We start from the raw sequence: 23,588 nt of genomic DNA, 5'->3' as shown, positions 1-23,588 counted from the left end.
GACCCCCCACTCCCCCCCCCCCCGGCGGGGGGCCCCCCCGGCGGGGGGCCCCCGCCGGATGTTCTGTCGGGACTCTCTCACCAGGCGCACTCAGGAGTCGGGCCGCTCGGAGCCGGCCGACCGGACGGCGGGGCGGTCGGGAGAGGTCGGCTGCGCGGGGATCCGGTGCTCGGCGGTGCCGGGCCGCGCCGGCTCGGCACCCTCCTCGGCGTGCGACGGCGCGGGGGACGTGGGAGCCGGATCGTCCGCGGGCGCGGGGTGGTCCGCGGTGGCCGGTCGCGCGGCGCGCCCGGGGATGACCGGCTGCGGCGGCAGGTCGGAGGTGACCGGACGGCCGGAGAGGTCGGGGGCGGACGGCTGCGGGGGGATGTCGGTGGCGAGCGTCTGTGCGGGGGTGGCGTGGGTGGGGGAGGTGGCCCCGGTGGCGGCCGGGTCGTACATGCCGGCGGACGGGGGAACCTCCACGACCATGGTGTCGGCGGGGCCGGGGGTCGACTCCAGGACGGCCCGCGCGTGGTCCAGGTGGGAGGCCGCGACCAGCACGTCGTAGCGGCCGGCGACGATCGCGCTGCGCGAGGCGAAGTCCCGCTTGCCGCCGGTGAAGAGGTGGTTGATGAACCCGAACGCGGCTCCCATCACGGCACCCCACAGGGCCGCCCAGAGCACGAGGACGAAGAACGACATCGTGGTCGAGGTGAACAGGCCGAGGAACATTCCCACCACGGCGCCGAAGGCCGCGCCGCTTCCGGCTCCGGTGAGCGCGGCCCGCCCGTTGGTCATCCTGCCGGTGACGGTCTCCTCGAGTTTCAGGTCGCTGCCGACGATCGCCACGTTCTCGACGGGGAAGCCCGCGTCGGAGAGTCCGTCCACGGTTCGCTGTGCCGCGAGGTAGTTGTCGTAGCCTGCCAGGACCCTCCGGTCCACGACGACCTGCGTGTCCAGGCCGGTGGGCGTTCCATTCATGTCCGCTCGCCTTTCGGTGGTGGAAGATGGCTCGACGAGCCGACTACCCCGTGGCGGTAGGAGGATGCGTGTCCTCTCCCGGGATCTCGCCGTCTACGGCGAGATCCCGGGAGAACGGTGGGACGGATCACCAACTCTGGTGGAGCGGCATTCCCTCGGTGTAGCCGGACGAGCTCTGGACGCCGATCACCGCGCGCTCGTGGAACTCCTCCAGGGTGGAGGCCCCCGCGTAGGTGCACGAGGAGCGCAGACCGGCCACGATGGCGTCGATCTGGTCCTCGACGCTGGGCATGGCCGGGTCGAGATACATCCTGGAGGTCGAGATGCCCTCCTCGAACAGGGCCTTGCGCGCCCGGTCGAAGGGGGAGTCCTCCGCCGTGCGCAGTCTCACCGCGCGGGCCGAGGCCATGCCGAAGTTCTCCTTGTACTTGCGCCCGTCGGCGGCGGTACGGGTGTCGCCCGGCGATTCGTAGGTGCCCGCGAACCACGAGCCGATCATCACGTTGGACGCCCCCGCGGCCAGGGCGAGGGCGACGTCGCGGGGATGGCGGACGCCGCCGTCGGCCCACACGTGGCGGCCCAGCCCGCGGGCCTCGGCGGAGCACTCCAGCACGGCGGAGAACTGCGGGCGGCCCACGCCGGTCATCATCCGGGTGGTGCACATCGCCCCGGGGCCGACGCCGACCTTCACGATGTCGGCCCCCGCCTCGACGAGATCCCGCACGCCCGCGGCGGTGACGACGTTGCCCGCCGCGACGGGCACGTCGGGGCCGAGCGCGCGGACCGCCCTCAGGGCGCTGATCATCTTCTCCTGGTGTCCGTGGGCGGTGTCCACGACCAGGCAGTCCACCCCGGCGTCGAGGATCTCCTTGGCCTTGGCGGCCACGTCGCCGTTGACTCCGACGGCCGCCGCGACGCGGAGCCTGCCCGAGTCGTCGACGGCGGGCCGGTACAGGGTGGCGCGCAGCGCGCCCGTCCTGGTCAGGATGCCGACCAGCCGGCCGTCCGCGTCCACGACGGGGGCGAGCCGGTGACGGCCCTCGTGGAGGCGGTCGAAGGCCTCGCGCGGGTCGAGCCCGGCGGGCAGCGTGAGCAGGTGGTCGGACATCACCTGGGAGAGCTGGGTGTACATGTCCACGCCCGAGCAGTCGCTCTCGGTGACCACGCCGGCCGGGCGGTTGTCCCAGTCGACGATGATGATCGCGCCGTGGGCCCGCTTGGGCAGCAGGTTGAGCGCCTCTCCGACGGTGTCGTGCGGGGTGAGCGTGAGCGGTGTGTCGTGGACGAGGTCGCGTTTCTTGACCCAGTCGACGACGTCGGCGACCACGTCGATCGGGATGTCCTGCGGGATCACGGTGATCCCGCCCCGCCGCGCGACGGTCTCCGCCATCCGCCGTCCCGCCACCGCCGTCATGTTGGCGACCACGATGGGGATGGTGGTTCCGGTGCCGTCCCGGCTGGAGAGGTCGACGGCGAGCCGCGAGCCGACGGAGGAGAGCGACGGAACCATGAAGACGTCGCTGTAGGTCAGGTCGTAGGCCGGTGCCATCTCATTGAGGAATCTCACGTTGCTCCACCTTATGCCGTGAATTGCCGGATATGAGCGTTCCCCTTTTCCCGGCCTTCGAAGAGGACTGGCAGCTCGGAGCGGGGACTAGGATCCGGTTTGCGTGAATAAGTGGATGGCCATGAGGAGGCATTGTGATCGTGGTTGATCGGCCGGAGATGCTCGTCGTAGGTCATGCCGTACGGACGTCGAACGCCGACGAGACGGAGCCCGGCCGGGGGAGGCTCGGCGCGCTCTGGGCGCGGGCGGGGTCCCCGGGGGCCTTCGCCCATGTGCCGGGACGGGTCGACGAGAACATCTACGCGGTGCTCACCGACTACGAGAGTGACCACCACGGCGCCTACACCCAGATCGTCGGGGTCGCCGTGCGCAGTGCCGCGGCGCTGCCCGAGGGGATGGTGGCGGTACGGGTGCCGGGAGTGCCGTCGCTGAAGGTCGAGGTCCGCGGGCCGATGCCGGGTGTCCTGCTGGAGGGGTGGCAGCAGCTGTGGAAGCACACCGAGTCGGGTGGCACCCCGCCGAGGGCCTTCACCACCGACCTGGAGGTGCACCACCCGGGGGGAGCCGACATCTACGCGGCGGTCCTGTCCCCGATGCGCTGAGTGCGGTCGGCCCCGGTCGGCTCGCGGTGACGCGTCCGACCGGGCGGCTCGGTGCCCTCGGTGTTCAGCCTTCCTGCCCCCACAGAGGCTCGGGGATCTCGAAGCCCACGTCCTGGCCCCACCGGTTGCGGTAGCTCACCTCGTGCGCGGGACGTCGGGGCGCGACACCCCAGCGCCCGGTGGGGTAGCCGAAGGTGACCGTGCAGGCCAGGGTCCAGCCCTTGCCCTCGGGCACGCCGAGCACCCGCAGCGTCTCCTCGGCGTGGAAGATGCCGAGCACGCTGGTCAGCGCGCTGCCCACTCCGTGGGCGCGGGCGGCGAGCTGCGCGCTCCACACCGAGGGGAAGATCGAGCCGCCGGACGGGTCGTTGCGGACGAACGCGAACAGCAGCAGCGGATAGCCCTCGAAGTGGTCGGCCAGGTACTGGGCCGACTTCAGGACGCTGAGCGTCCGGGTGTCGCCCTCGGCCTCGGCCTTCTCGCGCATCGGCCGGTAGTGGCCCTCGAAGAGCTGTCCGAGCGCGTCCCTGTAGAGGGGGCCGAGCCGTTCCTTCACCGCGAGGTCGTCGACGAGCAGGAAGCGCCAGCTCTGCACGTTGCCACCGCTGGGCGCGCGGACCGCGGCGTCCAGGATGCTTCGCTGGACCTCCTCGGGGATCGGGTCCGGCTTGACCCTGCGCATCGCCCTGGTGGTGTAGAGGGCCTCGAAGACGTCCATCAGGCCAGCACCCCCGCTTCGCGCAGCCGTGCCGCGGTCTCGTCGGCCAGGCCCCAGGAGGAGAGGTCGTCCAGCCGGGTGGAGGGGGAGAGGTCCTGCTCGGGCGCGCCGAGCAGGCGTGGCGTGGGCACGGGTTGTCTGATCCCGCCGATGTCGACGAACGTGCCCCTCGCCTTGTGGTGCGGGTGATCCGCGGCCTCGCCCATCTCCAGCACCGGGGAGACGCAGGCGTCCGTACCGTCGAAAAGCGCCTCCCACTCGGCGCGGGTCCTGGATCGGAACGCCTCGGCGAGCCGCTCGCGGAGCGCGGGCCACCGTGACCTGTCGTCTCGGTCGGGCAGGTCCTCCAGGCCCATCAGGGTGATCATCTCCGTCCAGAACTGCGGCTCAAGCGCGCCGACGGCCATGTATCCGCCGTCGGCCGTCTCGTAGGTGTCGTACATCGGCGCGCCGGTGTCCAGCAGGTTCGTGCCGCGCGGGCCCCAGCCGCCGGTCTGCACGCCGTGGTAGAACATCGCGAACAGCGTCGCCGCGCCGTCCACCATGGCGGCGTCGATCACCTGTCCCTCGCCGGTCCGCTCCCGCTCGATCAGCGCCAGCAGCACGCCGTACGCGAGCATGAGGCCACCTCCGGCGAAGTCGCCGAGGATGTTGATCGGCGGGGTGGGGCGCTCGCCCGCACGGCCCAGCATCGACAGCGCGCCGGAGACGGCGATGTAGTCGATGTCGTGCCCCGCGGTCGGGGCGAGCGGGCCGTCCTGGCCCCAGCCGGTCATCCGGCCGTAGATGAGGCGCGGGTTGACCGCGTGCAGGTCGGCCGGGCCGATGCCGAGGCGCTCGGCGACCCCCGGCCGGAAGACGTCGACGACCACGTCGGCCCGGCGGGCCAGTTCCTTGAACGCGGCGACCCCCTCGGGGGACTTGAGATCCAGGCCGACCGTCCGCTTGCCCCGGTCCATCACGCCGGCGCGCGGCCTGTCCCCGGCCTTGGCGACGACGCTCACGCGATCGACGCGCAGCACCTCGGCCCCGTGGTCGGCCAGCATCATCCCGGCGAACGGTCCGGGGGCCAGTCCCGCCAGTTCGAGCACGCGGACTCCGGCCAGCGGGCCCTTCCTGGTCACGCGCTCCATCGACATTCTCCTCGGGTGTCGCCGGTTCTCTTCGGGTACGGCGTCAGCAAGCAATCACTTGGTCGTGACCACTGCCGTCTCCCGCCACAGTAGAACAACATTCGACTTTCGATGGCAAGACACATCGCCAGGAGCCACATGAGGCCCGCGCGTGTATGGGAAACTTGCGCCCTCTCCGAATGGTACCTAGGGGTCTTACGATGACATATCCGCACAGTGAACGGGTGGTCGCTGGGCGCTATCGGTTGCTGCGAGAGCTCGGCCGGGGCGGGATGGGCGTGGTGTGGGAAGGCCACGACACCCTCCTCGACCGCTCGGTCGCCGTCAAGGAGGTGCTCCTACCGCCCAACCTCTCCCCGGCCGAGCACCAGGTCCAGCTGACCCGCACCTCCCGCGAGGCCAGGACCGCGGCGAGGCTCAACCACCGGGGCATCGTGGCGATCTACGACGTGGCGGAGCAGGACGGCCGCCCCTGGATCGTGATGGAGCTGGTCAGGGCGCGCGGGCTGGACGAGGTCGGCCCGCTGCCGGTGCGCCAGATCGCCGACATCGGCCGCCAGGTCCTGTCGGCCCTGCGCGCGGCCCACGAGGCCGGGATTCTGCACCGCGACGTCAAGCCGAGCAACATCCTGCTGGACGCCGAGGGACGTGCGGTGCTCTCCGACTTCGGCATCGCCACCGTCGAGGGCGACACCTCGCTCACCCAGACGGGCATGGTGACGGGCTCGCCCAGCTTCCTGCCGCCCGAGCGCGCCACCGGCGTCGACGCCGGCCCCTGGTCGGACCTGTGGGCACTCGGCGCCACCCTTTACGCGGCCCTGGTCGGCCGGGGGCCCTTCGAACGCCGCGACGCCATCTCCACCCTCAGTGCGCTCCTCACCGAGGAGCCCGACTTCGGTCCGGTACCCCCGGAGATGCGCGCGGTGCTCATCGGCATGCTCCAGCGGGAGCCCGCCCACCGGCTGACCGTGCGGCAGGCCGACGCGATGCTGGCGGAGGTGATCGACAACCCGTCGGCCGCGGCCCGCCGCACCGGGGAGACCGCCGTCCGCCCCGCACCGACAGGCCGGGGGCACCGTACGGAGGAGAGCTTCGGCCACACCGGCAGGACCGTTCAGCACAGGCACGAGACCGGGATCTCGGCCGCCTCCGGTCGTCGCGGGGGAGGGCGGCTCCCGCTGATCCTGGGTGCCGTGGTGGTCCTGGCCGCGGGTGGCGCCGCGGCGGCCGTGGCGATGTCGGGGTCCGACCAGCAGCCGGTGGCACGTTCCGTGCCCACGGTCGCCCAGACCGAGCCGACGCCGGTGGAGCAGAGCACGTCGCCGACGCCCACCCCGACCCCGACTCCCACCCCGACTCCGGCCCCGACCAGAACGACGGCGCCCGCCGGCGGGCTGAAGGCGTGGCGGGCACGTCCCCCGGAGAACTGGTCGATCGGCTACCCGGCCGGGTGGAGAGGCGACTATGCGGCCGAGACGGGATACACCCAGTGGCTGCGCCCCGACGGGGCGGCCCACATGTCGGTGGAGCTGCTGGAGGGAGACGCCGGCGAACTGGAGCGACTTCAGTGGCTCGTGAGGGAGAACGCGGTCCAGTGGAGTGAGATCCACTCCGATGACACGTTCAAGATCCCTCTCGCCTACGGGGCCGGGCTCCAGTGGGAGTTCACCTGGAGCATGAAGGACGGCGGGGGAGCACCCTGGGCCAAGTCCGGGGTGACCTATCACGAGGTGCGGCGGTTCATCGCGGTGGGCAACTCGGTGCTGGTGCTCAGCTGGACCACCCACGAGGCCGACTGGGACACCCAGCGTGCCCTCATGACCCGCGTGTTCAACAGCTTCCACCCCCGAGGCGGTGAGTGACATGCCCTGGAAGGTGCTCGCGCTGCCGCCGCTCCCCGAGGATGCGGTGCGCAACCTGCTCGGCTCGCTCGGCGACCGGGTCGCCGTCTCGGTTCCCGCGACCCGAGACAGAAAGTCGCTGCTCGCCGCACTCGGCGACGCCGAGATCGTGGTGGGCGACTGGAGCGGCGGGCTCACCCTGGACGCCGAGGCCGTCCGTGCCGCACCGGACCTGGCGTTCGTGCAACAGCCCTCCGTGGGGGTGGACGGCCACGATCTCGCCGCGCTCGCCGCGGCGGGCGTGCCGCTGGCCAACACCGCGGGGGTGAGCGCGATCGGGGTGGCCGAGTGGTGCCTCGCCGCCACTCTCGCACTGTCGCGGCGGCTGCTCGACGCCGACGCGGCGGTCCGCGCGGGGCGCTGGCCGCAGCTGGACCTCGGCCCCGCCGAGCTGTACGGATCACGCGTCGGCATCGTCGGGTTCGGCCCGATCGGCGAGGCCGCCGCCCGGATGTTCGCCGCCCACGGATGCGAGGTCTCCTACTGGACCCGGACGCCGCGCGAGGTGCCCTACACCTACCGAGAGCTCGGTGATCTCGTCGCGAGCTCCCAGGTGCTCGTTCTGGTCATCCCGCTGACGGAGGAGACCAGAGGGATGATCGACCCCTCCCTGATGCCCGCGGGCTCGCTGCTGGTGAACGCGGCGAGGGGACAGGTGGTCGACTCGACGGCGCTGCTGGAGGCCCTGGAGTCCGGGCACCTGGGGGGCGCCGCGCTCGACGTGTTCGACACCGAGCCGCTGCCGCAGGACGACCCGCTGCGCACCGCTCCCCGGGTCCTGCTCTCGCCGCACGTGGCCGGGGTGACCCCTCAGTCGACCGGCCGCCTGATCCGCTGCGTGCTGGACAACCTGGAGGCCGCGATCGAGGGCCGCCCGGTGACGAATGTGGTCAACGGGGTTGATGCGGTGGTCGGTCGAAGATCACTGGAAGAGCGGTCGTAGAGTTTTCTCGTGTTTAACGCGTCCCACCTGGTTCCGGAGACATCCGAGATATAGCGTGCCTAGGGGCGATCTTTCTGATGAGGTCATGGGGGTGATTACCGTGCGACAGACGACAGGGATGCCGGCGCACCGGCAGGCGGTGGAACAGATCAGGGCGTCTTACGCCGCCATCCCGCAGGACGCGGCGCCCCGGCTCTCCAAGGCCACCACGAACCTGTTCCGGTTCAGGGACGGCGCCCGCTCGGCGAAGCTGTCGGCCAAGGACCTGGACCAGGTGATCGAGGTCGACCCGGTGGCGATGACCGCCGAGGTCCAGGGGATGACCACCTACGAGAACCTGGTGGACGCCACGCTCGCCCACGGGTTCATGCCGCACGTCGTGCCACAGTTGAAGACGATCACACTGGGCGGGGCGGTGACGGGGCTCGGCATCGAGTCCACCAGCTTCAGGGACGGGCTGCCACACGAGTCGGTGGAGGAGCTGGAGATCCTCACCGGTGACGGACGGATCGTCGTGGCCCGTGACGACAACGAGCACCGCGACCTGTTCCGCGCGTTTCCCAACTCCTACGGCACGCTTGGCTACGCCCTGCGGATCCGGATCAAACTCAAGCGCGTCCAGCCCTACGTCAGGCTGACCCACATCCCGTTCGGCGACGCCGACAAGTGCATGCTCGCGATGCGGGAGATCTGCGAGCGCGGCGAGTACGAGGGCGAGCGCGTCGACTTCGTGGACGGCACGTTCTTCGAGCCCGGCGAGCTCTACATCACGGTGGGCCGCTTCGCCGACCGTGCCCCCTACCTCTCCGACTACACCGGGATGCGCATCTACTACCGGTCGATCCAGACCAGGACCCGTGACTGGCTCACCGTGCGCGACTACCTGTGGCGCTGGGACACCGACTGGTTCTGGTGCTCACGTGCCTTCGGCGTGCAGACCGCGCTGGTGCGGTCCCTGATGCCGCGCAAGTGGATGCGTTCGGACGTCTACCGCAGGCTCGTCGGTCTCGACCGCAAGTACGGGGTGATCGCCAGGGTCGACCGCTGGCGCGACCTGCCGGTACAGGAGTCGGTCATCCAGGACATCGAGGTGCCCGTCGAGCGCGGTGCCGAGTTCCTGGATTTCTTCCACACCAAGGTCGGGATGGCGCCGGTCTGGATGTGCCCGCTGAGGTCCACGGGCGAGTGGCCGCTCTACCCGTTGGAGCCGGGACGGCTTTACGTCAACTTCGGCTTCTGGGGAACGGTGCCGCTCCCCAGGGGGCAGTTCGACGGTTATCACAACCGTCTGATCGAGAACCGGGTCCACGAGCTGGAGGGGCATAAATCGCTGTACTCCACTTCGTTTTACCCAGAAGATGAATTCTGGCGGTTTTATAACGGAACCGCCTACTGGCCGGTCAAGCGGGCATACGACGGGGGTGGCCGGTTGCTCGACCTCTACGACAAGTGTGTTCGGGGGCGTTAGTAGGAGAGGTTGTTTCTGTGTCGCTCGCAGAGATCTTCGAGAAGGTCATGGGGCCCGAGGCGGACGTGCGCTTCGTCGCCTACGACGGAAGCAAGGCCGGACCGGACGGTGCCGACATCAGCGTCGAGGTGAAAACCCCGGCGGCCGTCGCCTACCTGGCGCAGGCACCCGGAGAGCTGGGTCTGGCGAGGGCGTACGTGTCAGGACATCTCGACGTCCACGGTGACATGTACACCCTGCTGTCCCGCATGTGGTCGCTCACCGTCAACGACATCCCGGTCGGGCAGAAACTCTCGGCCATTCGGGCCATCGGGGTCCGCCCGCTGCTGACACGAATGCCGCCGCCTCCGCAGGAGGTGCGGCGCAGCGTGCTCGCCCGGATGGGCAGCAGGCACGCCAAGCAGCGCGACGCCGAAGCCATCCACCACCACTACGACGTCTCCAACAAGTTCTACTCGTGGGTGCTCGGCCCTTCCATGGCCTACACCTGCGCGGTCTTCCCCGAGCAGGACTCCACGCTGGAGGAGGCGCAGCGCGCCAAGTTCGAGCTCGTCGCCCGCAAACTGGCTCTCAAGCCCGGCATGAGGCTGCTGGACGTCGGCTGCGGCTGGGGCGGCATGGTCATCCACGCCGCCCGCGAGTACGGCGTGAAGGCGCTGGGTGTCACGCTCTCACGTCAGCAGGCCGAGTGGGCGCAGAAGGCCATCGCCGAGGCCGGTCTCGGCGAGCTCGCCGAGGTCCGCCACATGGACTACCGCGACGTGTCGGAGACCGGCTTCGACGCCGTCAGCTCGATCGGCCTGACCGAGCACATCGGCAAGGACCAGTTGCCCTTCTACTTCCGTTTTCTTTACGACAAGCTCGTCCCCGGCGGACGGCTGCTCAACCACTGCATCACCCGCCCGACGGGCACGGAGAAGACGCTCAACGCCGGCGGGTTCATCAACCGCTACGTCTTCCCCGACGGAGAGCTGGAGTCGGTCGGCTACCTGGCCCGCCAGATCGAGGACACCGGCTTCGAGATCCGCCACGAGGAGAACCTGCGCGAGCACTACGCGCAGACCCTCCGCTTCTGGTGCGCCAACCTCGACGACCACTGGGACGAGGCGGTCCGGGAGGTCGGCGAGGGCACGGCACGGGTCTGGCGCCTCTACATGGCGGCCTGCGTGGTCGGCTTCGAACGCAACAAGATCCAGCTTCACCAGGTTCTCGGGGTGAAGCTCCACGACGACGGCAGGGCCGGCGTCCCGCTCCGCCCTTCGACCGACTGGCCCTGATCTCCGGGACACCCGCTCACGCGCGGGTTCCGGGAGGCACGTCGCGTGCCTCCCGGAACCGGCGGCGCCGCCGCCGTGCTCTCACCGGCCGCGGACCTCTCGTCGCTCAGCGGAGCTCGCGCTTGAGGATCTTCCCGGTCGCGGTCATCGGCAGGGTGTCACGGAACTCGATGATCCGCGGATACTTGTACGCGGCCATGTTCTCCCTGCTCCAGGCGACGAGCTCGTCCTCGGTGACCGTCGCGCCGGGGGTGCGGATGACGTACGCCTTGACCTCCTCGCCGTGCGAGTCGTGGGCGATCCCGACCACCGCCGCGAGGGAGACCTCGGGATGGGTGATCAGGACCTCCTCCAGCTCGCGCGGGTAGACGTTGAAGCCACCCCGAATGATCATGTCCTTCACCCGGTCGATGATGGCGTAGTAGCCGTCGGCGTCGCGGGTGGCGATGTCGCCGGTGCGGAACCAGCCGTCCCGCATGACCTCGGCGGTCGCCTCGGGCCGGTTGTAGTAGCCCTTCATGACGTTGTGACCGCGGATCGCGATCTCGCCGGGCCCCTCACCCTCGATCGTCTTCCAGTCGGCGTCGATCAGCTTCATCTCCACCCCCCAGATCGGGGTGCCGATCGAGCCGGGCTTGCTGGGCCTGCCCGGCTGGTTGAAGCTGGCCACCGGGGAGGTCTCCGACAGGCCGTAGCCCTCCAGGATCCCGATCCCGAAGGTCCTCTCGAAGTCCTTGAGCACCTCGACGGGGGAGGAGGCGCCACCGGCGGCCGCGACCTTGAGCGAGGTGGGCACCTCGTCGCCGTCCGCGTGGATCTTCGACAGCATGGCCCAGTACATGGTCGGCACACCCGCGAACAGCGTGACGTTCTCGGCGCGCATCAGCTCCAGGGCCGGGCCCGGCTCGAAGCGCGGCAGGAGCACGATGGTCGCCTGGCGCCGGAACCCGGCGTTCATGACGACGGTCTGCCCGAAGGAGTGGAACAGCGGCAGCACCGCGAGATAGGCGTCGCCGCCCTCGCTCCGAGGGAACATCTCATCGGCGACCATGGCGTTGAGCAGCATGTTCTGGTGGCTGAGCTCGGCGCCCTTGGGCTGGCCCGTCGTGCCGCTGGTGTACAGGATCACCGCGGTGTCGTCGGGTGAGGTCTGCACGGTCTCGAACTCGCCGGACACGCCGTCCAGCGCCGCCCACAACGTCTCCCCGTACTCGGACTCGGTGGCGAACGCGGTGGCGGGCAGGATGAGGAGGTGTTCCGCCGAGGACTCCTCGAAGCCCGCCCTCCCGCGCTCGCCCAGCGGCAACTCGGGGGTGCCCTCGAAGCAGAACAGCGCCTTGGCCTGTGAGTCCTCCAGGTGGTAGGCGATCTCTCTGGACTGCAGCAGCACGTTGAGCGGCACGACCGTCGCGCCGGCCTTGAGGATCCCGTAGTAGACGAAGGGGAAGTAGGGCAGGTTGGGGCAGGCCAGCGCCACCTTGTCGCCCTTACCGATCCCCCGGGAGACCAGTAGGTTGGCAACCTGGTTCGCGATGGTGTCGACCAGGGAGTACGGCAGCCGCAGGTCACCGAAGACCAGTGCGGTGCGGTCGGGGGCCTCCCGGGCGCTGTCCTCCAGGGCGATCGACAGGTTGAGCATCGTGCGTCCTCCTCCGAGCGGGCTCTGACTTGCTCATACTGGCAGCCAGAGATACCGACCGGTAGGTAGCGCGGCTACGAATTGACTGGCAAAGCGTGGGGGAGTAAGCAGATGAGAGCGCGCTTACGGGGAGACGGGCCGGTCGTCTGTGTGATGAGAGGTCATTGAGCGTGGAGTACGACTACGTCATCGTGGGTGCGGGGTCGGCCGGATGCGTGCTGGCCAACCGTCTTTCCGCCGACTCTCGCGTGAGGGTCGCCCTCATCGAGGCGGGTGGTTCCGACCGGAGACTCGAGGTCCGGATGCCCGCCGGTTTCGCCAAGCTCTTCAAGACCGAGTGCGACTGGGACTTCACCACCGTCGGGCAGCCCGAGCTGTCCGGCAGGGAACTCTACTGGCCGCGCGGCCGGATGCTCGGCGGGTCCTCCTCGATGAACGCCCAGATGTGGGTGCGCGGGCACCGCGCGGACTACGACGGATGGAACGTGCCAGGCTGGTCTTATGAGGAGGTCCTTCCGTACTTCCGCAGGGCCGAGCGCCGCACGGGCTCCAACCACGGAGACGTGTACGGCACGAAGGGCCCGATCCACATCTCGGAGCTGCGCTCCCCGAACCCCGCCACCGCGCTCTTCCTGCGGGCCTGCGAGGAGTTGGGCATCGCCCGCCTGGACGAGCTCAACGGCCCCTCCAACGAGGGCTGCTCGCCGACACCCGTCACCCAGCACAGGGGCCGCCGCTGGAGCTCCGTCGACGCCTACCTCGCCCCCGCGGCCGGGCGACCCAACCTCACCGTGCTGACCTCCTCGCGGGTACGCCGGGTGCTCGTCGAGGACGGACGGGCGACCGGGGTGGAGTACGGCGACGGCGACGGCGACGCAGCGGTGGCCCGGGCGCGGGGAGAGGTCATCCTGTCGGCCGGGGCGATCGGCTCGCCGCACCTGCTCATGCTGTCGGGCATCGGCCCGGTGGACGAGTTGCTGGCCGCGGGCGTCGGGCCGGTCCACGAACTGCCCGAGGTCGGCGCCAACCTCCAGGACCATCTCGCCTCGGGCGTCTTCCTGCACTGTCTCAAGCCGATCACCCTCGCCGGTGCCGAGTCGCCCGGCAACCTGCTCCGCTTCCTGGCCGGAGGCCGGGGCATGCTCACCTCCAACGTCGGCGAGGCCGTGGCGTTCATCCGCACCTCGGACGAGGAGCCCGCCCCCGACATCGAGCTGATCTTCGCTCCCGGGTCGTTCATCGGCCACGGCCTCACCCCGCCGCCCGGCCACGGCCTGACCATCGCCTCGATCCTGCTCCGGCCGGAGAGCCGAGGCCGCCTCTCGCTGGACGGCGAGGACGTCGTGATCGACCCCGGCTACCTGACGGCGCGGGCCGACGTCCGCCGCCAGGTGGCCGGGCTGCGCAAGGCCGGGGAACTGTTCGCCACCGAGGCGCTCCGGCCCCTCGCGGGACCACCGATGGACCCGTACTGGGGTCCGAGGACCGAGGAGGGGCTCGTCCGCTGGATCCGCGAACGCAGCGAGACCCTCTACCATCCGGTCGGCACCTGCCGGATGGGTGAGGATCCCGGATCGGTGGTGGATCCCGCCCTGAGGGTGCGGGGGATCGCCGGTCTGAGGGTGGCCGACGCCTCGATCATGCCGGTCATTCCCCGGGGGCACACCCACGCGCCCACCGTAATGATCGCCGAAAGAGCCGCCGACCTCGTCGCCGAGGACTCGTCGAGGCGTTGAGGCGCGAGATGCCGGGACGTCGAGGTGCCCGGGTGTCGGGGTGCGGGGCGTTGTGACGTCGGTCACCGGGGAGTCTGCCGCGTACCGGTCGCGCGGGAGGACCGGCCTGGCCGGGCTCCGGCCTTCCTTTCGCGGGGTCGCAGGGGGGAGCATGTTCTCCAGGCCGGGCGCTTCCCACATCGGGAGTGCTCCGGGAAAGGCGACGACCTCGTTCTGCGCTGGTTGAGGTGAGGGTCCTGTGGCAGGATCCAAGAAACAGAACGCGGTTCTAGTGGAGGCTGGCGTGACGGTTTCACTCGCGGACATCGACCTGTCGGACATCTCCTTCTGGGAGCGGCCGATGGCGGAGCGGGAGGCCGCTTTCGCGGTGCTTCGCGCGCAGCCGGGCCCTGTCCTCTTCGCCGAGCCCGAGATCCCCTTCGCTCCGCCGGGTCCCGGCTACTACGCCCTCGTGCGGCACGCGGACATCATCGAGGCGAGCCGCCACCCCGACGTCTTCTCCTCCGGCCGGGGGGCGACGTCCATCCAGGACCTCGGCCCCGACTTCGGCGAGTACTTCGGCTCGATGATCAATATGGACGATCCCCGGCACGCGAGACTGCGCAGGATCGTCTCCCGGGCGTTCACGCCAAAGATGATCAAGCAGTTCGAGGTCGACGTCGAGGCCGCCGCCGTGCGGATCGTGGACGATCTGATCGCGAAGGGCCCCGGCTGCGACTTCGTGACCGAGGTGGCGGCGAAACTGCCCTTGAAGATCATCTGCGACATGATGGGCATCGGACCCGAGCACTACCAGGCGGTCTTCGACGCCACGAGCATCATCCTGTCGGGCGGAGACCCTGAGTTCATCGCCGACGTCAGCCGCGCCGCCGAACTGCTCCTCGGCGCGGGGCAAGGGCTCCAGGACCTCGTCGTCTCCCTGGCCGCCGAGGGCGGGGACAACCTCACCACCGCACTGACCAGCGCCAACATCGACGGCGAGAAACTGACGATGCAGGAGCTCGGCTCGTTCTTCATCCTGCTGGTGGTGGCGGGCAACGAGACCACCCGCAACGCCATCTCGCACGGTCTGCATCTGTTCAGCGAGAACCCCGACCAGCGAGCACTGCTGCTCGAAGACTTCGAAGGACGCCTGCCCGGTGCCGTCGAGGAGATCGTCCGCCTCGCCTCGCCCGTCGCCTGGATGCGCCGCAGCCTCACCCGCGACCACGAGATGAACGGCCACCTCTACCGCGAAGGCGAGAAGGTCCTGCTGTACTACTGGGCCGCCAACCGCGACGAGAGCGTCTTCACCGACCCGCACCGCTTCGACATCCAGCGCACCGAGGGCCCGCACATCGGCTTCGGCGGGCCAGGGCCGCACTTCTGCCTCGGCGCCCACCTGGCCCGCCGCGAGATCACCGTGATGTTCCGCGAGCTGTTCACCCGCCTGCCCGACATCCGTTCCGAGGGGGAGCCCGACCGTCTGCGCTCCAGCTTCATCAACGGCATCAAGCGGATGAGGTGCACCTTCTAGCCTTCCGTGACCTTCCGGTGCTCCTCGCCCCTCAGAACGGGAGCGGTGCTCACCGCTCCAGCGCGCGGATCGACTTGAAGACGGTGTTGATGTCGGGGAGCAACTCCTTCTTGCTGTCCGGCACCGACATGTAGACGATCGCGGGCAGGTCGGCGCCGGTGCTCACGGCGGCCACGACCATGGTCGTCTTCGAGTCGCCCGAGGTGATCTCATACGCGGCGAGCTGGCCGGGCAGGCCGTTCACCGACAGGGTCTGCTGGGCGGTCTTGCGGGCGGTGTTGCCCTCGGGGAAGAACTTGTTGCGCCCGCTGGAGGCGACCGCGTTGATCACCGGTGCGAGGTTCTCCGGCGAGGTGTACTTCGCCTTCAAACGCGGGGAGAGCGGACCCGACATCAGCTGGGCGAACTGGGTCTTGCCCGTGGAGTCCGGGCCCGCGGGGAGATACTGGCGGGTCGTGAAGCCGTAGCTGGCGGGCATGCCGGGACGCTGGTCCTGCCGCCAGGGGGCACCGAGCTGTGCCAGGGTGATCCCCGCCTGCTGGTCGGTGAGCGTACCGGCCACCGGTGAGGCGTCGCCGGTGAAGCGCGGCAGACGGCCGATGGCGGCGGGCTTGGTCGACTTCTGGGTCGCCGCGGGCTTGGGATCGGCGGGGATCTCCTCGTCGGCCGAGGCGAGCGGCCCGGCCAGGAAGGCCCAGAGCACCGCGCCGAGCAGCGCGATGACCACGGATCCGGCGAGCGCGAAGATCCAGACCGGTCGGCCCCGCTCCCCGTCCTCCTCGTCCTCGATGGCCTGATAGTTGTCGCCGAAGACCGTGTTCCACAACTCCTGCTGGCGCTCCGGCGGAGGTGTCTTCGGGCCGCTGATCTGACCCGCGGTGACGAACGGCTTGTTCGGGTCGGACGGGTCACGACTCAGATGATGGCCGGGCTGGCCAGGCTGGTTCACCTGACCAGGCTGAGGCTGGCCTGGCTGGGACTGCCCCTGCTGGGGTCCGCCCTGTCGCGGGTCGGTTCCGGGGTGAACAGGGGGTGCTCCCAGAGCCGAGGACGCGTTGGGGGCCGCCGCGTTCGCCGCGGCCAGGGCCCACATGGCGGGGTTGTCGGGCACGCCGTAACCGCGCCGGGCGTTTTCGCCGCCGGAGTCGCCGCCGTTCCGGGGACCGTTCGGGTGGCCGCCATCGGGTGAGCTGCTGCCGAAGGGGGTGGCGCCGGGTTGGGAACCCTGAGCGGTGCCGGGGAGGGCGCCGCCGGAGCGAGCGGCCGGAGCGTCACCGTTCGCCCAGGCGGGGGAGAACGTCGAGGTGGGGGCCTCGGCGAATCCCGCGTTTCCCGGGGTGGCCGGGGGCCAGGTGTCACCGCCCGCCGGAGAGGTGGGCGGCCACGCGGCGTTCTCCGCCTGAGCCGGCGGCCACGCGTTGTTCTCCGCCGAGGGGCGACCGGAGGGCTGCCCCGGTGCGGTGGCCTGCCACGTCTCACCCGCGGCGCCGGAACCCTGCCGCTGGGCGTTCCCCTGCGGGCTGGTCGCCTGTGCCCAGCTGTCGGCCTGCGGGTTTTGGGTGCGGTCGCTGTGGGGTGGGGTGGGGGGCCAGGTGTCGTCGGGAGTGGCTGCTTGGGGCCGGCCGCCGGGGGAGTCCGTCTGGGGGGCCTGGCGCTGGTCGCCGTTGTGGGACTGGGGGGAGGTGGGCTGCGGCCATCCGTTGCCGTTGCCGGGTGGGGTCTGGTGCCGGTTGTCGGTGCCCTGCGGGCCCGACGCCTGCGCCCAGCCGTCGGCCTGAGGAGTGGTCGCCTGTGCCCAGCCGTCGGCCTGTGAACCGGATGCCTGTGCCCAGCCGTCTGCTTGAGAAGCGGACCCCTGTGCCCAGCCGTCGTTGCTCTGGGGAGCCGAGGCCTGTGCCCAGCCGCCTGCCTGCGGGCTGGTCGCCTGTGCCCAGCTGTCGGCCTGCGGGTTTTGGGTGCGGTCGCTGTGGGGTGGGGTGGGGGGCCAGGTGTCGTCGGGAGTGGCTGCTTGGGGCCGGCCGCCGGGGGAGTCCGTCTGGGGGGCCTGGCGCTGGTCGCCGTTGTGGGACTGGGGGGAGGTGGGCTGCGGCCATCCGTTGCCGTTGCCGGGTGGGGTCTGGTGCCGGTTGTCGGTGCCCCGCGGGCCCGACGCCTGCGCCCAGCCGTCGGCCTGTGCGGCGGATCCTTGCGTCCAGCCGTCGTTGTTCTGCGGGGCCGAGGCTTGCGCCCAGCCGTCGGCCTGTGAACCGGATGCCTGCGCCCAGCCGTCGGCCTGTGAACCGGATGCCTGTGCCCAGCCGTCTGCTTGAGAACCGGACCCCTGTGCCCAGCTGTCGTTGTTCTGCGGGGCCGAGGCTTGCGCCCAGCCGTCGTTGCGCGGACTGAAGGCATCAGGCCAGCTGCTGACCTGAGGGTTGGTCGCCTGTGCCCAGCCGTCGTTGTTCTGCGGGGCCGAGGCTTGCGCCCAGCCGTCGGCCTGCGGGCTCTGCGGGCGGCCGTCGCTCTGGGGCGGGGTGCTCTGGGACCGGCCGCCGCCGGGGAGGTCGGCCTGGGATGTGGAGGCGCGCTGTCCTTCGCCGGGTGAGGTCTGCCAGGAGGGGCCGTTGCCGCTCTGCTGCTCGTTCTGCGGGAGGGGCAGCCGGGGGCCGGTGCCAAGCGAATCGTTCGACCACGAGGGCGACGGCTCGGCAGCCTCCGGCCATGCCGAAGGCAGGTGGGACTGGCTGGACTGCTCCGAGGCCATGCTTTCCTTACCTCCCGCGCGGGTGCCCGAATTAGGCGTATTGGGCATGGTCTCACGTGAGACGGGGGGGCTCGCAGGGAAACTGGAGAACGCCCCCCTGAACTGGAGCCCGGTGGGGTCGGTCGGCGGATCCTGCATGGGCAGGCCGACCTCCATCGGATCCGGGCCCTGCCCCGACTCTGCTGAATGTGCCACGGTTAGAAGAGTAAACGCGAGAGACATACGAGGTCACAACAGGCGTATAGCCATCGGGTCTCGTTGCCCCCGGGGGAACGGGAGCCTCCATTCTGCTGACCTGGCCGGATCCTGTCTCCTGTTTGCCGTGATCGGCCCTGTTCTCGCCGGCCACGAATACGCCTTGCGGGCTGCGATAGTCTTGCCCTATGCGTGCCGCGACCCTGCTTATCGGGCCGCATCGGCCTTCCCGTCCCTGAGCGCCCTGCCGATGCGGCTGCCCTCCGCGTGAGCGGGGGGTTTTTGCATTGGGCCGGACGGGTCGGACCATCCACGCAGGCATACCCCGAGGAAGATCGACGTGAGCGAGCGAGCCGACATGCAGAGCGACGAGCAGCACTATGACCCGCAGGCCCTGCAGGTCAAGTGGCAGCGCAGGTGGGAGGAACTGGATCCCTTCCGGGCCTCCGACGACCCCGCCGACCCGCGCGAGCGGCGCTACATGCTCGACATGTTCTCCTATCCCTCGGGCGACCTGCACATGGGGCACGCCGAGGTGTTCGCCCTGGGCGACGTCATCTCCCGCTACTGGGTCCAGTGCGGCTACAACGTGCTGCACCCCGTCGGCTGGGACTCCTTCGGCCTGCCCGCCGAGAACGCCGCGATCAAGCACAACGCGCACCCGGCGGAGTGGACCTACGCCAACATCGAGACCCAGGCCAACTCCTACCGGCGCTACGCGATCTCCTTCGACTGGTCCCGCCGTCTGCACACCAGCGACACCTCGTACTACAAATGGACCCAGTGGCTCTTCAACCGCTTCTTCGAGCGTGGCCTGGCCTACCGCAAGGGTGGCCTGGTCAACTGGTGCCCGAACGACCAGACCGTGCTCGCCAACGAGCAGGTCAAGGACGGCAGGTGCGAGCGCTGTGGCGCCGAGATCGTCCGTCGCGAGCTGACCCAGTGGTATTTCAAGATCACTGATTACGCCGACCGGCTGCTGGACGACATGTCCCTGCTGGAAGGCGGCTGGTCCGAGCGCGTGCTGACGATGCAGCGCAACTGGATCGGCCGCTCCGAGGGTGCCGACGTCGACTTCGTGATCGAGGGCCGGGACGAGCCGGTGACCGTCTACACCACCCGTCCCGACACCCTGTACGGCGCCACCTTCTTCGTGGTCGCCCCGGACGCGCCGCTGGCCGAGGAGATCGTCACCGACGACCGGCGTGAGGCGTTCGAGGCATACCGGGTCGAGGTGTCCAAGCTGTCCGACATCGACCGGCTGTCCACCGAGAAGGAGAAGACCGGCGTCTTCCTGGGCCGGTACGCGATCAACCCGGTCAACGGTGAGCGCATGCCGGTCTGGGCGGCCGACTACGTGCTGTCCGACTACGGCCACGGCGCCATCATGGCCGTGCCCGCCCACGACCAGCGCGACCTGGACTTCGCCCGTACCTTCGACCTGCCGGTACGGGTGGTCGTGCACACCGGTCTGGCCGATCCCGGCGAGACCGGTGTCGCCACCACCGGTGACGGCGCGATGGTCAACTCCGGCCCGCTGGACGGCCTGGCCAAGGCCGAGGCGATCCGGAAGATCATCGAGGTGCTGAGCGAGCGGGGCACCGGTCACTTCACGGTCAACTTCCGGCTGCGCGACTGGCTGCTGTCCCGCCAGCGCTTCTGGGGCTGCCCGATCCCGATCATCCACTGCGCCGACTGCGGCGAGGTCCCCGTCCCCGACGACCAGCTGCCCGTCACCCTGCCCGACATGCGTGGCGAGGCCCTGGCGCCCAAGGGCATCTCCCCGCTCGCCTCGGCCGAAGACTGGGTCAACGTCTCCTGCCCCAAGTGCGGCGGCCCGGCGAAGCGCGACACCGACACGATGGACACCTTCGTCGACTCCTCGTGGTACTTCCTGCGCTACGTCGACCCGGCCTACGACGAGGGGCCGTTCGACGTCGAGCGCGTGCGCAGGTGGGGTCCGATCGACCAGTACATCGGCGGTGTCGAGCACGCCGTGCTGCACCTGCTGTACGCCAGGTTCTTCACCAAGGTCCTGCACGACATGGGAATGGTCGACTTCGTCGAGCCCTTCACCCGCCTGCTGAACCAGGGGCAGGTCATCAACCAGGGCAAGGCGATGTCCAAGTCGCTGGGCAACGGCGTCGACCTGGGCCAGCAGATCGACGCCTACGGTGTCGACGCGGTCAGGCTGACCGTCGTCTTCGCCGGACCGCCCGAGGACGACATCGACTGGTCCGACGTCTCTCCGGCGGCCTCGCAGAAGTTCCTCGCCCGCGCGTTCCGCGTGATGGCGGAGGCCGGCGCGGCCTCCGCGCCCGGCGTCGACGTCACCGCGGGAGACCTGAACCTGCGCAAGGTCGTCCACCACACCATCGACGAGGTCACCAAGCTGGTCGAGTCGCACCGCTTCAACGTCGCGGTGGCCCGCATGATGGAGCTGACGAGCACGGCACGCAAGGCCATCGACTCCGGCCCCGGCGCCGCCGACCCGGCGGTCAGGGAGGCCGCCGAGACCCTCGCGGTCATGCTGTCCCTGGTCGCGCCGTACGCGGCGGAGGAGGGCTGGGAGCGGCTGGGACACGCCGCCTCGGTCGCCACCGCGGGCTGGCCGGTGGCCGACCCGGCGCTGCTGGTCCAGGAGTCGGTCACCTGCGTCGTCCAGGTCGCGGGCAAGGTGCGCGACCGGCTGGAGGTCTCCCCGGAGATCTCCGAGGCGGACCTGGAGTCGCTGGCCCTGCGGTCGGAGAAGGTTCAGCCCTTCCTGTCCGGCATGCCGCGCAAGGTGATCGTCCGCGCGCCCAAGCTGGTCAACATCGTGCCGTAGTCGTCCCGCGTGCCCTCGCCGCGGACGACGGACTGCTGAGTGACCGGCCGCGGACGTCTCGCGGGGTCGCTACGGACTCGGGGTGCCCTTGCGAGGGCATCCCGGGTGTCGCGCGTCAACTCGGCCGGCGTGTCCCCGTGACCACTTCGGGGGAGAACCCGTGCCGCTTCAAGCGGCGGGCCTCCATCTCGGCCTCGCCGGGTGGGTTTCCGTGCCCGCCGGCGAGAGATCTTCCCGGGGATGTCCCATCACCTGAGAACGCCGGATGGGGCCCGACATCTGATGTCGGACCCCATCCGGCGTGTCGTTCTATGGCGTGTCGCACAGAAAGCCGGAGGCGCGTGATGCCGAGCTCGCGTAACCACGGTGTGGCTCGGTCCGGACCCGCGTGCCGGGTGACGCTCTCAGGCGGCGACGCCTCCACGAGCCGGAGCCCGTGGAGAGCGGTGAGGAGCCTGCGTGGGACGCTCGCGTCAGAGCTTGCGGAGGACCGCGACGACCTTGCCGAGCACGGTGGCCTCGTCGCCGGGGATCGGGTCGTAGTTGGGGTTGTGCGGGACCAGCCAGACGTGGCCGTCTCTGCGCTTGAAGGTCTTGACCGTGGCCTCGCCGTCGATCATCGCGGCGACCACGTCGCCGTTGTCGGCGACCGGCTGCTGGCGCACGACCACCCAGTCACCGTTGGCGATGGCGGCCTCGATCATCGAGTCGCCGGTCACCTGGAGGAGGAAGAGCGTACCCTCACCGACAAGCTGCCTGGGCAGGGCGAAGACGTCTTCGATGCTCTCCTCGGCGAGGATGGGGCCACCGGCGGCGATCTGACCGACGAGGGGCACATAGGCGGCGGTCGGACGGCTGACCGGAGTCTCGTCCTCACCGGAGTCGGGATCAACCCACAGCACGGGCTCGCCGGGAAGGCGGACCTCCAAGGCGCGTGGGCGGTGCGGATCACGCCGCAGGTAGCCCTTGCGCTGCAAAGCCGTCAACTGGTGCGACACGCTGGAGGTGCTGGTGAGCTGCACCGCTTCGCCGATCTCCCGCATGGACGGCGGATAGCCGCGCTGCTGCACGGAATCGCGGATCACCTCAAGGATCTTCCGCTGCCTGGGGGTGAGGCCAAGGGAGTCACGCCTTCGCACCGCCAGGTCGCTGGCGGCCGAACCGTTCTCGTTGTGCTGGCTCATACGAACTCCTCGCCTCCCGGTCTGTATTTAACACGTCGCACACAGCGACCATACCTCGGCCGAAGATCATACTCAAACAATTGTTCGAATGTCCTCGAAATCGGCGACGCCGTGGTGTACAACATCGTACGGGAGTTCGATCGACATCGTGTTCGATTCACCGATCTTTCTTCGACATGTGTTCGGCCAGGTCGAGGGGATGGGGGGCCACCGTGAAACCGACCGCGACGACACCACGATCCAGGATCGCGCCGAGGTCCCGGGCGGCGCAGCGATCACCGGGAGCGCCGCGCCTGCGGCTCGTGCCGCCCCCGAGACCGGAGCCGGAACCCGGTCCCGCGCCGGAGTCCGGGCGGAGATCCGAGGCGAAGCAGGGGTGGGAGGCCGTGTGGGACTCGGTGCCGGTGTCAGGACCGGTGCCGAGGGCGCGCCTCGGCCGCGAGCCGGGGCGAAGGTCCGGCGGGGAGCCCGAGCGGGTCTTCGAACGTGAGCCCGGGCGAGGATCCGGCCGCGAGATGAGACGGGAATCCGCTCGGGAGTCCGGGCGAAAGCGTGGGCGAGAGCCGGGGCGGGCCTCGCGTGAGTCCGAGCGAAAGTCCGGCGGGGCGTCCGGGCGTGAGCCTGGGCGGAGTCCTGGCCGCGAGGTGAGGCGGTCGCTCGGGCGTGGGCGGGGGTGGAGCCCTGGCCGTGAGCGGGGACGGTGGTCCGGGCGTGATCCGGAACGGGGAGCCGGACGCGGGGCCGGGCCGAGGAGGGCGCCGCGATCGGCGACGGCATCCTCGGTGGGCACCCGCCGGCCGGGTGTCGGCCGGAAGGGAGCGGTTCGGCGGCCCCTTCGACTCACCCGGCGTGGAAGGATCGTCGTGGTGGCGGTGCTCGCACTGTTCAGCCTGGCGGTGCTCTGGATCGGCGGACGCATCGACATGGTCGCGGCGGACGAGCGGGCGGGCCTTGAGGGGCTGCCGCGGATCACGGTGCACGCGGACGACACGCTGTGGGAGATCGCGGACGCGTTGACGAAGGAGGCGGACACCGGCTCGGCGGTCCGTCGCATCATGGACCTCAACGGGCTGTCCGGCTCGGAGGTCCGGCCGGGGACCCGGCTCTATCTCCCGGAGGGCCTCGTCTCCGTGAGGTGAGGCCGGGCCGGGCTCCGGTGGTCGGGCCGGGGCTCGT

At 70.2% G+C, this 23,588-nt stretch carries 16 protein-coding genes; 9 read left to right on the top strand and 7 right to left on the bottom strand.

Going from position 1 to position 23,588, the window contains the following annotated elements; all coding sequences use genetic code 11:
* Positions 1 to 90: 90 nt before the first annotated feature.
* Positions 91 to 963 carry a general stress protein gene (locus AB0B96_RS25595; protein WP_362902449.1) on the bottom strand — a complete coding sequence of 291 codons (873 nt, stop codon included), beginning with the start codon at positions 961 to 963 and terminating at the stop codon, positions 91 to 93.
* Between the two features lie 127 nt (positions 964 to 1,090).
* Positions 1,091 to 2,530, bottom strand: a complete 1,440-nt coding sequence (locus AB0B96_RS25590) for a GuaB1 family IMP dehydrogenase-related protein (RefSeq protein ID WP_362902447.1) — start codon at positions 2,528 to 2,530, stop codon at positions 1,091 to 1,093.
* Between the two features lie 134 nt (positions 2,531 to 2,664).
* On the opposite strand from AB0B96_RS25590, the gene AB0B96_RS25585 reads away from it, so the two are divergent.
* The gene (locus AB0B96_RS25585) at positions 2,665 to 3,132 is read left to right on the top strand and encodes a GyrI-like domain-containing protein (RefSeq protein ID WP_362902445.1); all 468 of its coding nucleotides are present in this window, start codon (positions 2,665 to 2,667) and stop codon (positions 3,130 to 3,132) included.
* A gap of 64 nt (positions 3,133 to 3,196) precedes the next feature.
* On the opposite strand, the gene AB0B96_RS25580 is transcribed toward AB0B96_RS25585, so the two are convergent.
* Both AB0B96_RS25580 and AB0B96_RS25575 read right to left on the bottom strand, forming a co-directional pair.
* A complete protein-coding gene (locus AB0B96_RS25580) occupies positions 3,197 to 3,850 on the bottom strand; it encodes a nitroreductase family protein (protein WP_362902443.1) in 654 nt (217 codons plus the stop codon).
* Positions 3,850 to 4,983, bottom strand: coding sequence for a CaiB/BaiF CoA-transferase family protein (locus tag AB0B96_RS25575; protein ID WP_362902441.1), 1,134 nt, complete (start codon positions 4,981 to 4,983; stop codon positions 3,850 to 3,852). The genes AB0B96_RS25580 and AB0B96_RS25575 overlap by 1 nt, the downstream gene beginning before the upstream one ends.
* Before the next feature lie 200 nt (positions 4,984 to 5,183).
* On the opposite strand from AB0B96_RS25575, the gene AB0B96_RS25570 reads away from it, so the two are divergent.
* The 4 genes from AB0B96_RS25570 to AB0B96_RS25555 all read left to right on the top strand — a co-directional run bounded on the left by AB0B96_RS25570 (position 5,184) and on the right by AB0B96_RS25555 (position 10,572).
* Positions 5,184 to 6,845, top strand: coding sequence for a serine/threonine-protein kinase (locus AB0B96_RS25570; protein WP_362902439.1), 1,662 nt, complete (start codon positions 5,184 to 5,186; stop codon positions 6,843 to 6,845).
* 1 nt (position 6,846) lies between these two features.
* A complete protein-coding gene (locus AB0B96_RS25565; RefSeq protein WP_362902463.1) occupies positions 6,847 to 7,827 on the top strand; it encodes a 2-hydroxyacid dehydrogenase in 981 nt (326 codons plus the stop codon).
* A 118-nt stretch (positions 7,828 to 7,945) separates the two neighbouring features.
* Entirely contained in the window at positions 7,946 to 9,295 is a 1,350-nt protein-coding gene (locus tag AB0B96_RS25560; protein WP_362902461.1) for an FAD-binding oxidoreductase, read from the top strand.
* Between the two features lie 17 nt (positions 9,296 to 9,312).
* A complete protein-coding gene (locus AB0B96_RS25555; protein ID WP_362902437.1) occupies positions 9,313 to 10,572 on the top strand; it encodes a cyclopropane-fatty-acyl-phospholipid synthase family protein in 1,260 nt (419 codons plus the stop codon).
* Positions 10,573 to 10,678: 106 nt separating this feature from the next.
* Here the strand turns inward: AB0B96_RS25555 and AB0B96_RS25550 are convergent, their stop codons facing one another.
* Positions 10,679 to 12,211 (bottom strand): long-chain fatty acid--CoA ligase, encoded by a 1,533-nt coding sequence (locus AB0B96_RS25550; protein WP_362902435.1) that lies wholly within the window; start codon positions 12,209 to 12,211, stop codon positions 10,679 to 10,681.
* Between the two features lie 170 nt (positions 12,212 to 12,381).
* Between AB0B96_RS25550 and AB0B96_RS25545 the strand changes: the two genes are divergently transcribed.
* Together AB0B96_RS25545 and AB0B96_RS25540 are read left to right on the top strand one after the other, a co-directional pair.
* Positions 12,382 to 13,947 carry a GMC family oxidoreductase N-terminal domain-containing protein gene (locus tag AB0B96_RS25545; protein WP_362902459.1) on the top strand — a complete coding sequence of 522 codons (1,566 nt, stop codon included), beginning with the start codon at positions 12,382 to 12,384 and terminating at the stop codon, positions 13,945 to 13,947.
* 340 nt (positions 13,948 to 14,287) lie between these two features.
* The gene (locus AB0B96_RS25540; protein ID WP_350946107.1) at positions 14,288 to 15,463 is read left to right on the top strand and encodes a cytochrome P450; all 1,176 of its coding nucleotides are present in this window, start codon (positions 14,288 to 14,290) and stop codon (positions 15,461 to 15,463) included.
* Between the two features lie 49 nt (positions 15,464 to 15,512).
* Here the strand turns inward: AB0B96_RS25540 and AB0B96_RS25535 are convergent, their stop codons facing one another.
* On the bottom strand, positions 15,513 to 18,206 hold the full coding sequence (locus tag AB0B96_RS25535) for a hypothetical protein (RefSeq protein ID WP_362902433.1): 2,694 nt from the start codon (positions 18,204 to 18,206) through the stop codon (positions 15,513 to 15,515).
* A gap of 553 nt (positions 18,207 to 18,759) precedes the next feature.
* Here AB0B96_RS25535 and leuS point away from each other — a divergent pair.
* A complete protein-coding gene (gene leuS / locus AB0B96_RS25530) occupies positions 18,760 to 21,228 on the top strand; it encodes a leucine--tRNA ligase (protein ID WP_362902457.1) in 2,469 nt (822 codons plus the stop codon).
* A 473-nt stretch (positions 21,229 to 21,701) separates the two neighbouring features.
* Here the strand turns inward: leuS and lexA are convergent, their stop codons facing one another.
* Positions 21,702 to 22,412 carry a transcriptional repressor LexA gene (gene lexA / locus AB0B96_RS25525; protein WP_350945914.1) on the bottom strand — a complete coding sequence of 237 codons (711 nt, stop codon included), beginning with the start codon at positions 22,410 to 22,412 and terminating at the stop codon, positions 21,702 to 21,704.
* Between the two features lie 866 nt (positions 22,413 to 23,278).
* Between lexA and AB0B96_RS25520 the strand changes: the two genes are divergently transcribed.
* Positions 23,279 to 23,551: a LysM peptidoglycan-binding domain-containing protein gene (locus tag AB0B96_RS25520; protein WP_350945915.1), complete on the top strand. Its 273-nt coding sequence runs from the start codon at positions 23,279 to 23,281 to the stop codon at positions 23,549 to 23,551.
* Positions 23,552 to 23,588 lie beyond the last annotated feature (37 nt).

This window comes from Streptosporangium sp. NPDC049046 (genome assembly GCF_040649155.1).
GTDB lineage: Bacteria > Actinomycetota > Actinomycetes > Streptosporangiales > Streptosporangiaceae > Streptosporangium.
This window is presented reverse-complemented; position numbering and strand designations above follow the sequence as displayed.